This window comes from Streptomyces sp. NBC_00659 (assembly GCF_036226925.1).
Classification (GTDB): domain Bacteria; phylum Actinomycetota; class Actinomycetes; order Streptomycetales; family Streptomycetaceae; genus Streptomyces.
The window spans coordinates 5,211,377-5,226,338 of the sequence record NZ_CP109031.1 but is presented as its reverse complement, the minus strand read 5'-3'; the positions used below and the strand labels follow the sequence as shown (position 1 = coordinate 5,226,338).

The following is a 14,962-nucleotide window of genomic DNA, read 5'->3' as shown; positions in this document are numbered from 1 at the left end:
GGAGGGGCGGCGGCCGTTGCTGCCGGGGCTTCTCTCTGGAACCACCCGTATCCGTACGGCAGTCTTCTCCTTCGTGGGGAATCTTCCGTCTCAGAGCGCGTCGAGCGACGCCGCCGAGCACATGGTGGTGGCCGGGGACGACGCCCTGGCCCAGCGGCTGGCCGCCGAGTTGCGTGGGGTGTACGGCGAGCGGGTGACCCTTGTGGTGCCGCCCGCGCAGGGCGGCGTGCGGCTGCCGGTCGTCGGGCGGGCGCGGGCCACCGCCCTGCTCGACCGGGTGTCCGCGGCGGTCAACCGGGCCTCCGGCAACGGGAACGGGGGAGGGGCAGGGGCCGGGGGAGGAACCGGCGCGGGCGACGAGCCGCCCGGATCCGAGCGGGTCGTGGAGGTCGCCGAGCTCACCGAACTCACGCTCGCCCACGCGGGTGTCGATCGGGCCACCGCGCTCGCCCTCGTGTACGACGACGACGAGACCAACATCCGTTCCGCCCTCATCGCCCGGCGGCTCAACCCGCGGATCCGGCTGGTTCTGCGGCTCTACAACCGGCGTCTCGGACAGCACATCGAAGCCCTCCTCGACCAGGCCTCGGCCCTGGCCGCCGGGGGCGCCCCAGGGGCGGACGCCTCCCCCGCGGGCGGGAACACCGAGGTCTACGACACCTCCACCACCGTGCTGTCCGACGCCGACACGGCCGCGCCCGCTCTCGCCGCGACCGCCATGACCGGTACCAGCAAGGTCGTCCAGACCGACGGGCTGATGCTGCGCGCGGTGGAGCGGCCACCGCCCCGTCCGGGCGAAGTCGCCGATCCGGGTCTGTGCACACTGGCGTTGCTCTCCGCCACGACCAACGACCCCGCCGGCGCCGACGGTTCCGAGAGCAGTGGCGCGCAGGGACCCCAACTCCTGCCCGACGAAAGGGCGGTGGCCGCCGCCACCGGGCGCGGCACCGTCGTCCTGGAGAACGTGTCGTACTCCGGTCCCGAACTGAACCCCGGACGAGGGGTCGTCCCGTGGTTCGGCTCACTGCTGTCCCGGCGGCTGCGCTGGTCGTTCGTGGGGCTCGTCTCGTGTGTGGTCGGACTCGCCGTGGCCTCGATGCTGGTCACCGGGGAGCCCCCGCTCCAGGCGACCTATCTGACGCTGCTCGATCTCTTCGCCATCAACGATCCGGCCATCGGGCAGTCGCTCGGGCGGCAGATCCTCCAACTCTGCTCGGGGCTGGTCGGGTTGCTGCTCCTGCCGGTGCTGCTCGCCGCCGTGCTGGAGGCGCTCGGCACCTTCCGCAGCGGGACCGCCCTGCGGAAGCCGCCCCGCGGGCTGTCCGGACATGTGGTGCTGCTCGGGGTCGGCAAGATCGGTACGCGGGTGCTGGCGCGGCTGCGTGAGCTGCGTATCCCCGTGGTGTGCGTGGAGGCCGATCCGGAGGCCCGGGGGCTCGCGCTGGCACGGAGTCTGCGGGTGCCCGTGGTGCTGGGGGACGTCACGCAGGAAGGGGTGCTGGAGGCCGCCAAGATCCACCGTGCGCACGCGCTGCTCGCGTTGACCAGCGCGGACACCATGAACCTGGAAGCCGTACTCTCCGCCCGCACCCTGAACCCCGACCTGCGCGTCGTACTTCGGCTGTACGACGACGACTTCGCGACCGCGGTCTACCGCACCCTCCGGGCCGCGCATCCCGGCGCGCTCACCCGGAGCCGCAGCGTGTCCCATCTCGCCGCGCCCGCGTTCGCCGGAGCGATGCTGGGGAGACAGATCCTCGGGGCGATTCCCGTCGAGCGGCGGGTGCTGCTGTTCGCCGCGGTGGACGTGGGCGGGCATCCGCAGCTGGAGGAGCGCACGGTGGGTGAGGCGTTCCGGGCGGGGGCCTGGCGCGTGCTCGCGCTGGACACGGCGACTCCCGAGGAGCGCCGGGCGGACCAGGCGTCCGGCGCGCGCGGTCCCCGGCTGGTGTGGGACCTGCCCTCCACCTATGTCCTGCGGCCCGAGGACCGCGTGGTCCTCGCCGCGACGCGACGAGGGCTGGCGGAACTGCTCGGCCGTCGGCCCCGGCAGCGGGCGGGGGCGTAGCCCGGGACTCGGCCGACAGCGGCAGCAGCGCTCGGGTACGTGGCCCGGGGCTCGGTCGAGCCCCGGGCCTCCGTCTCACTTGCCCAAGTGGCGTTCCGCGAAGTCGAGTTCCAGGCGGACCTGCTTGATGCGTTCGTCGACGACCAGGGAGCCGTGGCCCGCGTCGTAGCGGTAGACCTCGTGGACGGCTTCGCGGGCGGCGAGGCGGGTGACGTAGTTGTCGATCTGGCGGATGGGGCAGCGGGGGTCGTTGACACCGGCCGAGATGTACACGGGGACCTTGACCGCGTCGACGTAGGTCAGCGGGGAGGACGCCTCGAAGCGTTCGGGGACCTCCTCCGGGGTGCCGCCGAGGAGCGTGCGGTCCATGGCCTTCAGCGCCTCCATCTCGTCGTGGTACGCCGTGACGTAGTCGGCGACCGGGACGGCGGCGATGCCGAGTGCCCAGGCCTCGGGCTGGGTGCCGACGCCGAGAAGGGTGAGGTAGCCGCCCCAGGAACCGCCGGTGAGGATCAGCCGGTCGGGATCGGCCAGGCCGGACGTGACCGCCCATTCGCGGACCGCCGCGATGTCCTCCAGCTCGATGAGGCCGACGCGGTGCTTGAGCGCGTCGGTCCACGCGCGGCCGTAGCCGGTGGAGCCGCGGTAGTTGACCCGGACCACCGCGTAGCCGTGGTCGACCCAGGCCGCCGGGCCTGCCGCGAACGCGTCGCTGTCGTGCCAGGTCGGACCGCCGTGGATCTCGAAGACGGTGGGCAGCGGGCCGGTGGTGCCGGCCGGCTTCTGGATCAGGGCGTGGACGCGGCCGCCGGGGCCCTCGACCCAGACGTCCTCCACCGGGACGGATCCCGGGGACTTCTGGCCGGGCGGGTCCAGGACGATCTCACCGGTCGTCGAACGGACGGCCGAGGGCTCGGCCGCCGACGACCACAGGTACTCCACCGTGCCGTCCGGGCGGGCCGTCGCCCCTGACACCGTGCCGGGCGGGGTCGGGACCCGGGTCAGGTCACCGGAGGCGAGGTCGTAGCGCCACAGGTCGCTGCGCGCCTCGAAGCTGTGGGCGACGAGAAGGGCGGAGCCGTCCGGATACCACTCCGCCGCCACGTCACCGGGCAGGTCGAGGCCCAGGTCGGTCTGCTCGCCGGTGACCACGTCCCACACCAGGGGTTCCCAGCGGCCACGCCTCTGGTGCCCGATGAGCAGTCGGCTGTCCCCGTCGACGGGGGCGAAGCCCAGCACCTCGAGGCCCAGCTCGACCGTGCCGCCCTCGGTGTCGTCGAGCTCGGCGACCGCCGAACCGTCCGGACGCAGCACCCTGAGCGCGGAGTGCATCGCGTCGCCGTGCTCGGTGTGTTCGACGGCGATCAGCGAGCCGTCGTGCGAGAGGTCGCCGACCCCGGCCGACTCGCGGTGCCGGTAGATCTCCACCGTGGCCTCACCGGCGCGGGCCACATGGATCGTCGATCCGTCGTCGTCCGTCGAGCGGCCCACGACGGCCGTACGCCCGTCGCGGCCGATGGCCAGGCCCGCCGGGTAGGAGGGGTCGAGGCCGGGAACCGCCGGCTCGTCGGCACCGCCCACGACCAGGGCGGCGCCGAACGGGCGGCGACGCCAGACGCCGAACTCGTCGCCGTCCTTGTCGTCGAACCACCAGATCCACTCGCCGTCGGGCGCGAGCACCCCGTCCGTCGTGCCGTTCGCCCGGTGGGTGACCTGGCGCTGCTCCCCCGTCGCGCGGTCCCATGCGTACAGCTCGTACGTCCCCGTCGCGTTCGAGACGAACAGGGAACGGTGCGGGGCGTCCTCCGCCCAGTCCGGCAGCGACACCCGCGGTGCCCGGAAGCGCTTCTCCCAGTCGGGCATGTCTGCCTGCTGCGGCTCGATGGACCTGGTGCTCTCAGTCATGGCCCCATAGTGCCTGGCCCGGCCCGCCTCGCGCCGGAGAGGTCCCCGGCCTGTGGACAACCTCGCGGCCCCCGCGTACTCGACAAGCCTCCGAACGGCACGCGAAGCCGCCCCGGCGCTCCGGGAACGAGGTCGGTTCCGGTCGTTCCGCAGGGCCGTGTGCGCAGGTCAGGGCCGTTGTCAGTGGCGGGGTGCAGACTTTTCCGCATGACCGATCTACGCAAGGCCGTCGAGAGCTACTGGGCCGCCGCGGACGCCCGGGACTGGGAAGCGTTCGCGGAACTGCTCGCCGAGGACGTCGTCTACACCCTGCCGCAGACACGGGAGCGGATCAGCGGCCGGGAGCGGTACGTCGAGTTCAACCGCGAGTATCCGGGCGACTGGCGTGTCCAGATCGAGCGGGTCATAGCCGAAACCGGTCAGGCCGTCACCTGGACCCACGTCACGGTGGGCCTGGAGGAGATGCACGCGATCACGTTCTTCACGGCGGACGCGACGGGCCGTATCGCCACGGTGACCGATTTCTGGCCCGAGCCGTACGAGCCCCCGGCGGGCCGGGAGCATCTTGCCGAGCGGTACTGAGCGGGCCCCACGGGCGAGTCCGGCTCGGGGGCCCCGTACCGTGGACGGCGTGTACCGGTTCCTGCTGACGCCCCGCTGGTGGGGGATCAACGTCTTCGTGCTGTTGGCCATCCCCTTCTGTGTCTTCATGGGGTCGTGGCAGTTGGGGCGGTTCGAGGACCGGGTGCAGGACCACCGGACGGCGGACGCGGCGGCCTCGTCGGCCAAGACGGACCCGGCCCGGCCGCTGGCCTCGATGCTGCCCGTGACCACGCAGACGTCCGGCAGGCAGACCACCGCGAAGGGCCGGTACGACAAGCAGCTGCTGGTGCCGGGCCGGGAACTGGACGGCAGGAACGGCTACTACGTACTGACGATGCTGCGGGTCGACGGCGGCAAGGCGCTGCCCGTCGTCCGGGGCTGGCTGCCCGGTACGGCGGACGCGGCGAAGGCCCCGGCCGCGCCGACCGGCGAGGTCACGGTCACGGGCGCCCTCCAGGCGTCCGAGAGCCCCGGTTCGAACGGTGTCAGCGCGGTCGGCGGGCTTCCCCCGGGGCAGACGGCCGCGATCAGCGCCTCGTCGCTGGTCAACCTCGTGCCGTACACCCCGTACGACGCGTGGATCACGCTCGACAAGGCCGACGCCGGAATGAAGGCGGTGCCTCCGTCCGCGCCGGCGAACACCGGCCTCGATCTCAAGGCGTTCCAGAACCTCGGCTACACCGGCGAGTGGTTCGTCTTCGCGGGCTTCGTCGTCTTCATGTGGTTCCGCCTGCTGCGCCGCGAGGTGGAGTTCGTCCGCGACGCCGAACTGGGACTGCTCCCGGACACCCAGGAGACCTCGGGCGCCCCCGAAACCCCGGACACCCCGGAGAACGGGGCCGAGGAGGCCGGCGTCACCACGGTCGAGCCCTCGACCAGGGCCTGACAGGGCGGCGTCGCACAAGCGCCGCCGCCCGATGCCGTGCTGGTCACCGGTCCGTCAGGACGAGGCCAGGATCCCCGTGTGATACACCGTGCCCGCGCAGGCGTTGGCCACGGTGACCGATGCCGTCGCGCCACCCGTAGCCGCCGTGCTGGAGACGACGACGCTGCCGTCCAGCGTGCCGTCCTCGACGACAAGCTGGGGCGAGGTGCCGGCCACCGCGGAGTCGGTCGTGCCGCCGGTTTCGCCGGTGCCCTGCGTCGGGGTCGGGTCCGGTGTGGGCTCCGCCGCGGTCGGGCACGTCGACGAGGGCACCCAGGCGAACTTCACCACGTACGAGGTGCCCGGCTGGAGCACCAGGGAGGTGACCTCCGTGGAGGGGTCGGGCAGCCCGGCTGCCGCGTCGCCCCCCACGTGCGTCGCCACTCCGACGTTGGCGCCGTCCGCCGCGCCCTGGGCGAACGCGTTGACCGTGCCGGCGCCCGTGACCGTGCAGGCGGAGGCGGAGATGTTCGAGACGGTGAAGGAGCCGTAGACCGCGCCGGTGGCGTCCGGTGCCGCGGACGTGCCGGAAGCCCCGCCGAGCTGGTCCGCGGTGCAGGTGAGGGCGGCCGGGGCGGAGGCCGAGGGATCGGTGCCGCCCGCGCCGGAGCCGCCCGCGTTCTTGCCCTTGTCGCCAGGCGACTCGGTCTTGCCGCTGTCGCCGTCGCCCGCGGACGTGCCGGCCGAGCCGCCCGTGTCCTTTCCGGAGTTGCCGCCCGAGCTCTTGCCCTGGCTCACGCCGCCCTGGGCCTGTGAGCTGTTGGCCGCGATGGACGGGTCGGGGTTCGACCCCGAGGAGTTGGAGACGTGGACGAACGCCGGAATCGCCGTGCCCATGAAGAGCGCCGCCGCCGCCATGCCGACCACGGCCTGCCGCTTGCGGGCGCGCCGTGCCGGTACCGCCCGGCGCAGATGGTCCAGGGTGCCGTCGGAGGGTTCGATCTCCTGAACGGCCTGGTGCAACAGCCGGCGCAGTGCCAGCTCGTCACTGCCGAGCCCTTCGGGTCCCAGTCCGTCCATGTCCGGTGTTCCGGGCTGTTCGTCGGGGCCGTGGTTCACATTTCCGTTCCCAGCGTGCGATTGCTTGTGCTCGTGGTCCGGGCGCCCCTCGTCCTCGGGGTTCCGCCGGTCGTCGTGCTCGCTCATGCCGAAGCCCCCATGGCGACGCGGAGCGCGGCGATGCCCCGCGAGCCGTACGCCTTCACCGAACCCAGGGAGACACCGAGCGTCTCGGCGACCTGGGCCTCGGTCATGTCCGCGAAGTAGCGCAGCACCAGGACCTCGCGCTGGCGCCGCTGGAGTCCCTTCATCGCCTTGATCAGGGCGTCGCGCTCCAACTGGTCGTACGCGCCTTCTTCGGCGCTCGCCATGTCGGGCATCGGCTTCGAGAGGAGCTTGAGGCCGAGGATGCGCCGGCGCAGGGCCGAACGCGACAGGTTGACGACGGTCTGGCGCAGATAGGCGAGCGTCTTCTCGGGGTCCCGGACGCGTTTGCGCGCCGAGTGCACCCGGATGAAGGCCTCCTGGACGACGTCCTCGCAGGAGGCCGTGTCGTCGAGGAGGAGCGCCGCGAGACCGAGGAGCGACCGGTAGTGCGCCCGGTAGGTCTCGGTCAAATGGTCGACGGTCGTGCCCGCCGCCAGGCTGCCCTCGGCGCCGTCACGCTGACTCGGGATGCGGGCGGGCCGCGCTGAGGGCATGGGCGCGATCACCGGCATGCCGCCGGGCGCGCCGGGGCTGCGGAGTCGGCGGGGTGGACGCAGGGCCATGCCCCTTGTCTGGACCGCGGTGAATTCGAGTACCTCTGCCACGCCAGTTGGACACACGTCCCCCCGGGAGGGTTGTACGCGAACGTCATCACATTCGTGCCGTGTGCCACATCCGCCGGAGTCACGCCCTTAGGAACGCCGCCTGGACCCCCCGCCGTCACACGGACCCGCGCGCGCGGCAGTGCACCAGATGTCCTCATGCGTAACAGTTCTTCCCCTGTGCCCAATGCTCTGCCGCCCCCCGGACGCCCCTCAATGGCGACGGCGAAGACGCTCACGGCCCCGCGCGCGGTTGCGGCGGGGCAGTAGCAAAATCTTCGAACGCCGATACGGGTCCGTTCAAGTGGTCAGGACCATTAAGTTGATCACTGAACCGACAGGAATCTTACAAACCCGCTCTCCGCGGGGCACCAGGTTTACGGCCGGAAGGCGCCGGCGGCGCAGAACCTGCGGAGTCTACGCCCCGGCGGAGAACCGGATCCACAGGGTCCGGATGATCCCCCCGGGTCCCGACGGTCCCCCAGCTCTTGACGATCCCCCGGGTCCTGATGGGACATCGGGTCCTGCCGAGACATCGGGCCGTAACGGTCTACGAGGCCCTGCCGATCTCCGCCGCCACCAGCTCGGCGATCTGAGCGGTGTTCAGGGCGGCGCCCTTGCGCAGGTTGTCCCCGCACACGAACAGTTCGAGGGCCGTCGGGTCGTCCAGTGCCCGGCGGACCCGGCCCACCCAGGTCGGGTCGGTGCCCACCACGTCGGCGGGCGTGGGGAACTCGCCGGCGGCCGGGTTGTCGAAGAGCACGACGCCGGGCGCGGTGTCCAGGATCTCCCGGGCCTTGTCGACGGTCACCTCGTCCTGGAAGCGGGCGTGCACCGTCAGGGAGTGCGTGGTGACGACCGGAACGCGGACGCAGGTCACGGCGACCTTCAGCCGGGGCAGCCCGAGGATCTTGCGGGTCTCGTCGCGTACCTTCATCTCCTCCGAGGACCAGCCGTCCTCGGCGAGCGACCCGGCCCACGGCACCACGTTCAGGGCGACCGGCTCCGGGAACGGGCCCGTGTCGTCGCCCACGGCCCGGCGTACGTCACCGGGGCTGTTCCCCAGTTCCGTGCCCGCGACGAGGGACATCTGCCGGCGCAGGGTGTCGACACCCGCGCGGCCCGCACCGCTGACCGCCTGGTACGAGGAGACGACGAGTTCAAGCAGCCCGAACTCGGCGTGCAGGGCACCCAGCGCCACGATCATGGACAGGGTCGTGCAGTTCGGGTTGGAGACGATCCCGCGCGGGCGCACACGCGCGGCGTGCGGGTTCACCTCGGGGACGACCAGGGGCACTTCCGGGTCCATGCGGAAGGCGCCGGAGTTGTCGACCACGACGGCGCCCTTGGCGGCGGCGATCGGCGCCCACTGGGCGGCCACCTCGTCCGGGACGTCGAACATGGCGATGTCGACCCCGTCGAAGGCGTCCTCCGACAGGGCCGTCACCTCGACCTCCACACCGCGCACGGCCAGCTTGCGGCCGGCCGAGCGCGGCGAGGCGATCAGTCGGATCTCACCCCAGATGTCCGCGTGCTGGGACAGGATCTGGAGCATGACCGTGCCGACGGCTCCGGTCGCTCCCACGACCGCGAGCGTCGGTCGTCGGGTCATCGCCCGGTGCCTCCGTAGACGACGGCCTCGTCGCTGTCGGAGTCGAGCCCGAAGGCGGTGTGCACAGCGCGTACGGCCTCGTTGACGTCGTCGGCGCGGGTGACCACGGAGATACGGATCTCGGAGGTCGAGATCAGCTCGATGTTGACCCCGGCGTCGGTGAGCGCCTCGAAGAAGCCGGCCGTGACACCCGGGTTCGTCTTCATGCCGGCGCCGACGAGCGAGATCTTGCCGATCTGGTCGTCGTAGCGCAGGGACTCGAAGCCGATCACGCTCTTCGCCTTCTCCAGGGCGTCGATGGCCTTGCGGCCCTCGGTCTTGGGGAGGGTGAAGGAGATGTCCGTCAGGCCCGTGGTCGCCGCCGACACGTTCTGCACGATCATGTCGATGTTGATCTCGGCGTTGGCGATGGCCCGGAAGATCGCGGCGGCCTCGCCCGGCTTGTCCGGGACGCCGACGACCGTGACCTTGGCCTCGGAGGTGTCGTGAGCGACACCGGAAATGATGGCCTGCTCCACCTTCTGGTCCCCTTGCTGCTGTGTCTTTCGAACGAGTGGTGCGCTGCTGACCCAGGTGCCCTGAAGTCCGCTGAAGGACGACCGCACGTGGATCGGGATGTTGTAGCGGCGGGCGTATTCCACACAGCGGTGGAGCAGCACCTTCGAGCCGGAGGCGGCGAGCTCCAGCATGTCCTCGAAGGCGATCCAGTCGATCTTCTTCGCCTTCTTCACCACGCGCGGGTCGGCGGTGAACACGCCGTCCACGTCGGTGTAGATCTCGCACACCTCGGCGTCGAGCGCCGCGGCCAGCGCGACGGCCGTGGTGTCGGACCCGCCGCGGCCCAGCGTGGTGATGTCCTTCTTGTCCTGCGAGACGCCCTGGAAGCCGGCGACGATGGCGATGTTGCCCTCGTCGAGCGCCGTACGGATACGGCCCGGGGTGACGTCGATGATCCGGGCTTTGTTGTGGACCGAGTCGGTGATGACGCCGGCCTGGCTGCCGGTGAAGCTCTGGGCGCTGTGGCCCAGGTTTTTGATCGCCATCGCCAGCAGGGCCATGGAGATCCGCTCTCCGGCGGTCAGCAGCATGTCGAACTCCCGGCCGCTGGGCATCGGAGACACCTGCTCGGCGAGATCGATCAGCTCGTCCGTCGTGTCGCCCATCGCGGAAACGACCACGACCACCTGGTGGCCGTTCTTCTTCGCTTCCACGATCCGCTTGGCGACGCGCTTGATGCCCTCGGCATCGGCTACGGAGGAACCTCCGTACTTCTGCACGACAAGGCCCACGTGCGCTCCTCGCTCAGTCCGTCTCTGCACCGCACTACTGCGGTCGGCTCAGTCTAACGAGCGGCCGGATTTCCCTTCCGGGGTATCGCATCGTGAGATGTCCCGCTCACGACGTGATCACTCCGGGCTGTCAGGTCGGTAAGGGAGATCCGGCCGCTCCGAGACGGCACCTGCCCGTGCCGGAGCCCCGCCACTCCGAACGTGCCCCAGGTCACACCACGGACGGTCGGGACGCGGCCGTCGGCACGGCGGGCCCTCTCCCGCGCCCGTCGGCACGGCGGGCCCCCGCCGGAGCGCGGTCGGTCACTTGACCGCGCGCAGGCCCAGCGGCCCGGCGATCTCCTCCGCCATCACCTTGCCCGCCTCTTCCGCGAGGACCTCCTCGCCGAGGTCCTGGTCGGTGTCCAGGCCGTCGAGCTCCTCCAGGGGCTGGTTCAGCCGGACGTGGGCCACCACGGACTGGAGCGCGCGCAGGGCCGCGGAGGCGGTGGAACCCCAGTTGGAGAAGTAGGAGAACTGCCACCACCACAGGGCCTCCGTGGTGCGGCCCGCGCGGTAGTGCGCCATGCCGTGGCGCAGGTCGGCCATGACATCGGCCAGATCGTCGGAGATACGGGCCGGGACGGGTGCCTTGCGGGGCTCGTAGGGGTCGAAGACCTCGGAGTAGACGTCGATCGGTTCGAGCATCACCGCGAGACGCTCACGGATTTCGTCCACATCCGCTTCCGGGCCGAGGTCCGGCTCGTAGCGCTCGTCGGGGACGATGTCCTCGTGCGCGCCGAGACGGCCGCCGGCCAGGAGGAGCTGGGAGACCTCCAGGAGGAGGAAGGGCACGGCAGAGTCCGGCTCGTCGCCCTTGGCCACCTCGGTGACGGCGACCAGGAAGCTCTCTACCTGGTCCGCGATCTGGACCACGAAGTCGTCGGGGTCCGGGCTGGTCGCGTGCAGCGTGGCGTCAGACATCTAGAAGTCGTCTCCCCTCGAAGGCGCGGCCGAGCGTGACCTCGTCCGCGTATTCCAGGTCGCCACCCACCGGGAGGCCGCTGGCCAGGCGGGTGACCTTGAGGCCCATGGGCTTGATCATGCGGGCGAGATACGTGGCCGTGGCCTCGCCCTCCAGGTTCGGGTCCGTGGCCAGGATGAGCTCGGTGACCGCCCCGTCGGCGAGACGGGTCAGGAGTTCCCTGATCCGCAGGTCGTCCGGGCCGACGCCCTCGATCGGGCTGATCGCGCCGCCGAGCACGTGGTACTTGCCCCGGAACTCACGGGTGCGCTCGACCGCGACGACGTCCTTGGGCTCCTCCACCACACAGATCACCGAGAGGTCGCGGCGCGGGTCGCGGCAGATGTTGCACAGTTCCTCCTGCGCCACATTGCCGCAGGTCGCGCAGAAGCGGACCTTCGCCTTGACCTCCATCAGGCACTGCGCGAGCCGGCGGACGTCCGTCGGCTCCGCCTGCAGGATGTGGAAGGCGATCCGCTGCGCGCTCTTGGGACCGACGCCGGGGAGCCGCCCCAGTTCGTCGATGAGGTCCTGAACAACGCCTTCGTACAACGGACTGCCTTTCGAGTGCTCCGGTACCGCCTGGTCCCGTCCTGCTGTTCTTCCTGCTGTTCTTCCTACTGTTTCTTCCTGGTGCGTACGGTAGTTGGATGCCGCCGGTCTTAGAAGGGCAGACCGGGGATACCGCTGCCGCCGCCGAGCCCCTGGGTGAGCGGGCCGAGCGTCTGCTGCTGGAGCGCCTGCGCGTTCTCGTTCGCCGCCTGGACGGCCGCGACGATCAGGTCGGCGAGTGTCTCGGTGTCCTCGGGGTCGACCGCCTTCGGGTCGATCACCAGGGCGCGGAGCTCTCCGGAGCCCGTCACGGTCGCCTTCACCAGGCCGCCGCCCGCCTGGCCCCCGACCTCGGTCCGCGCCAGCTCCTCCTGCGCGTTCGCCAGGTCCTGCTGCATCTTCTGGGCCTGCTGCAACAACTGCTGCATATTGGGCTGGCCACCACCGGGAATCACGATCAGCTCCTGGTTCGAGTACGGCTGTCCGAGCGTTTTCTCCTGTCCAGCATGAGCCTACGTGGTCGACGGGCCCGTCGCCCAAGCACTCTTTCGAGTGACATCACAGCGGCGCCTATACCTGATCAAGGCCCACTTCCGGGCGGAAAAGCCGGTAAAGCCGGTCCATCGCCACCCATTGAGCGGTAGGAAGGGGGCCGCGCATTCGCACCACGCGTCACACGACGTCACGCGCTGTCGGTGCCGTCGCCGTCGTCACGGTCGTCAGCGTCGTCCCCATCACCGTCGTCAACTAGGGAGTGCCGGGTGAGTCAGCCGGAGATGCAGCCGGAGGGGCCGCTCCAGGACGGGCGGAACGAGGGCGCGGCGGGGCCCCGGCCGGGTGACCTGACCGGTCGGCCGTTTCCGCTCGGCGACTGGGGGGAGCCCGCCGAGCGGCTCCACGAGCTCTACCGCTGGGTGGAGCAGGGGGCGCTCGACACGGCCGCCTGGTATCTCTCCGACCGCGTGTGGAAGCGACGGACGGCGCGGGTGCTGCGGTCCGGCGCGACGCTGGGGGCCGTCGCCGGGGCCGCGCTGCCGCTGCTCGACCTCGCCGGAGCGGTGCGGGGGGCGGCTCCGTGGGGCTATCTGGCACTGCTGCTCGCGGTCTCCTGTATCGCCGTCGACCGGTTCTTCGGTGTGACCTCCGGATGGATAAGGGACGTGGCCACGGCGCAGGCCGTACAACGGCGGCTCCAGGCAATTCAGTTCGACTGGGCCTCCGAGAGCGTCCGGGAGGTCCTCGGACCCGCCGACGGAACGGCCAGCGAGGCGGCCGACCGGTGCATCGGGGTGCTGCGGAGGTTCTCGGAGGACATCACGGAGCTGGTGCGCACCGAGACGGCGGACTGGATGGTGGAGTTCCGCACGGGACCGGCGCCACTGGGGATCCAGTCGTCGTCGGCGGGAGCGCCCCGGCCCGAGGGACCGCCGCTGAACGGGCGCACCCCGCTGCCGCCGGGCACCCGCCCGAACATGCCCCGCCAGCGCCCGCCCGAGCCCCGGTAGCGGCCGGCGCCACGGCGTCAGCCGGCTCCGCAGATCTTCAGCCCGACCGGCGTCCCGCAGGGGAGGTGGCCATGGGTGCGGACGACGTCCTGGCCGCTGCCCCGGGTGATGTAGGAGAGGAAGCCGGAGGCGAGGGAGTCGGCGGGCGGCTGTCCGTAGGTGTAGGCGTACTCGATCTCGCGGTACGGATAGTCCGAGGTGCCGCGCTCCAGGTCCTCGACGGAGGCGGTGTGGCCGTCGAGGCCGATCCTGTGCAGCCCCTTGTGGCCGGCGGCGCTGTTGAGCTCGCTGTAGCCGATCGCGCCGGGCAGCTTGGCCACCACGTCCAGCACCTGCTCGGTGGAGTCGAGTTCGCACCGCACGACCGGTGCCGTCGCGTCGTCCTTGTGGACGCAGTCCAGCGAGGAGTTGGCGATCTCGCCGCGCCCGAGCACCCGGCGCTGGAACACCTGCCGCGTACCGGAGTCGGCGTCCCGGCTGACCAGCAGGACGGGCCGGTCGGGTCCGCCCAGCTGCTTCCAGTTCCTGATCTCGCCGCGGTACAGACGCCGTACGTCGGTCAGCGACAGGTTCCTGACCGGGACGGAGTCGTTGACGACCAGCGCGAAGACCGACACCGCGATCCGGTTCTCCCGCAACTGCGGGAAGGCGCCCGGCTTGGGACCGTCGGAGAGGGCGACGAGGGCCGGGGACCCCTTCTTCGACGCCTGCCCCGCCGCGTCGAGTTCGCGCACGCCGGCCGTGCTGCCGTGGGCGTCCACCGTGATCGCGGAGCCCTGGCAGGCGTGCTCGTACTTTTTGGCCAGCTCGCGCATCACGGGCTCGAAGGCGGTCGAGCCGGTGACGGTCAGCGTGCCCTGCGCGCAGCCGATCGGCGGCGGCGGGGAGTCGTCGCGCAGGACGACGATCAGGGCGAGGGTGACGACGCAGACCGTCAGGAGCACGGTGATCAGCCGGGCCGCGCGGCTGAACAGCGGTGGCTGGTCGTCCGGTGCCGTACTGCGGTTGGGCCGGACCTCGCCGTCCCGGATGCCGCCGACGATCCGTATCGGACATCCCACGTCGCCGCCCGACAGCAGGACGAGCAGCTTGAAGTGCTCGCCCCGGTTGAGCGGGACCCGCGGGATGCGCAGCGTGCCGTCCTCGTAGCCGAGCCCGGCGGCCGGGGTGAAGTGGTCCATCAGGTGGTCGGTGCCGGGCGGCTGGGTCACGGACACACCGCGGATGGTGCGGTCGGTGAACACCGCGGTCAGTCCGTGCCGTTCACGGCTGGTGTAGTCGTCCCCGGCGATGCTCTGCGAGCCGTCGTTCTCGATCCGCAGCAGCACGAGGGTGGCGTCGGACATGCCGGGGGCCTCGTCGAACAGCCCGAGCCGTACGTTCGCGCGTCCCGAGCGCACGTCGTCGCCGATGGGATTGTCCATCTGGACGCGGTAGCCGACCGTCTTGCGGCGCGGCACCCTGCGCTCGTACCAGACCATCACGGCGGAGGCGACGACACCGATGGCGGCCGTCCCGACGGCCACGACGTTCTCTGCGCTCAGCCACTCCACGTGAGCCACTCCCCCGAGCCTGCGGTGCGGTCACCGTACGACTCTGGCCGGAAACAACCCACATACGGGAAGTGAACTTCGGCGGCGGCCGTGAACGGTACGGCGGCGCTGGAGCGTTCCCCGGGGGTCCCGTGGGCCA

The 14,962-nt window shown here is 71.2% G+C and carries 13 protein-coding genes; 4 read left to right on the top strand and 9 right to left on the bottom strand.

The features are described from left to right. Positions 1-121 precede the first annotated feature (121 nt). Complete coding sequence (locus OG410_RS22720) at positions 122-2,068, top strand: NAD-binding protein (RefSeq protein ID WP_329304210.1); 1,947 nt, start codon at positions 122-124, stop codon at positions 2,066-2,068. 75 nt (positions 2,069-2,143) lie between these two features. Here the strand turns inward: OG410_RS22720 and OG410_RS22715 are convergent, their stop codons facing one another. Next, positions 2,144-3,973 carry a S9 family peptidase gene (locus tag OG410_RS22715; RefSeq protein ID WP_329300888.1) on the bottom strand — a complete coding sequence of 610 codons (1,830 nt, stop codon included), beginning with the start codon at positions 3,971-3,973 and terminating at the stop codon, positions 2,144-2,146. A gap of 207 nt (positions 3,974-4,180) precedes the next feature. Between OG410_RS22715 and OG410_RS22710 the strand changes: the two genes are divergently transcribed. Then, complete coding sequence (locus OG410_RS22710) at positions 4,181-4,555, top strand: nuclear transport factor 2 family protein (protein ID WP_329300887.1); 375 nt, start codon at positions 4,181-4,183, stop codon at positions 4,553-4,555. Positions 4,556-4,604: 49 nt separating this feature from the next. Next, a complete protein-coding gene (locus OG410_RS22705) occupies positions 4,605-5,462 on the top strand; it encodes an SURF1 family protein (protein ID WP_329300886.1) in 858 nt (285 codons plus the stop codon). A 54-nt stretch (positions 5,463-5,516) separates the two neighbouring features. Here the strand turns inward: OG410_RS22705 and OG410_RS22700 are convergent, their stop codons facing one another. From OG410_RS22700 to OG410_RS22670, 7 genes are all read right to left on the bottom strand, one after another. Further along, complete coding sequence (locus OG410_RS22700; protein WP_329300885.1) at positions 5,517-6,647, bottom strand: hypothetical protein; 1,131 nt, start codon at positions 6,645-6,647, stop codon at positions 5,517-5,519. After that, positions 6,644-7,270 (bottom strand): SigE family RNA polymerase sigma factor, encoded by a 627-nt coding sequence (locus tag OG410_RS22695; protein WP_329300884.1) that lies wholly within the window; start codon positions 7,268-7,270, stop codon positions 6,644-6,646. The genes OG410_RS22700 and OG410_RS22695 overlap by 4 nt, the downstream gene beginning before the upstream one ends. Positions 7,271-7,859: 589 nt before the next feature. After that, complete coding sequence (locus tag OG410_RS22690) at positions 7,860-8,921, bottom strand: aspartate-semialdehyde dehydrogenase (protein ID WP_329300883.1); 1,062 nt, start codon at positions 8,919-8,921, stop codon at positions 7,860-7,862. Further along, entirely contained in the window at positions 8,918-10,210 is a 1,293-nt protein-coding gene (locus OG410_RS22685; protein WP_326786517.1) for an aspartate kinase, read from the bottom strand. The genes OG410_RS22690 and OG410_RS22685 overlap by 4 nt, the downstream gene beginning before the upstream one ends. A 303-nt stretch (positions 10,211-10,513) precedes the next feature. Beyond that, complete coding sequence (locus OG410_RS22680) at positions 10,514-11,173, bottom strand: DUF5063 domain-containing protein (RefSeq protein ID WP_329300882.1); 660 nt, start codon at positions 11,171-11,173, stop codon at positions 10,514-10,516. After that, positions 11,166-11,765 carry a recombination mediator RecR gene (recR, locus tag OG410_RS22675; protein WP_328670582.1) on the bottom strand — a complete coding sequence of 200 codons (600 nt, stop codon included), beginning with the start codon at positions 11,763-11,765 and terminating at the stop codon, positions 11,166-11,168. The genes OG410_RS22680 and recR overlap by 8 nt, the downstream gene beginning before the upstream one ends. Positions 11,766-11,875: 110 nt before the next feature. Next, a complete protein-coding gene (locus OG410_RS22670; protein WP_326786519.1) occupies positions 11,876-12,220 on the bottom strand; it encodes a YbaB/EbfC family nucleoid-associated protein in 345 nt (114 codons plus the stop codon). A gap of 306 nt (positions 12,221-12,526) precedes the next feature. Here OG410_RS22670 and OG410_RS22665 point away from each other — a divergent pair, with 306 nt between their 5' ends. Further along, entirely contained in the window at positions 12,527-13,270 is a 744-nt protein-coding gene (locus OG410_RS22665) for an SLATT domain-containing protein (protein WP_329300881.1), read from the top strand. Positions 13,271-13,287: 17 nt separating this feature from the next. Here the strand turns inward: OG410_RS22665 and OG410_RS22660 are convergent, their stop codons facing one another. Next, positions 13,288-14,823, bottom strand: a complete 1,536-nt coding sequence (locus OG410_RS22660) for a substrate-binding domain-containing protein (protein ID WP_329300880.1) — start codon at positions 14,821-14,823, stop codon at positions 13,288-13,290. Positions 14,824-14,962 lie beyond the last annotated feature (139 nt).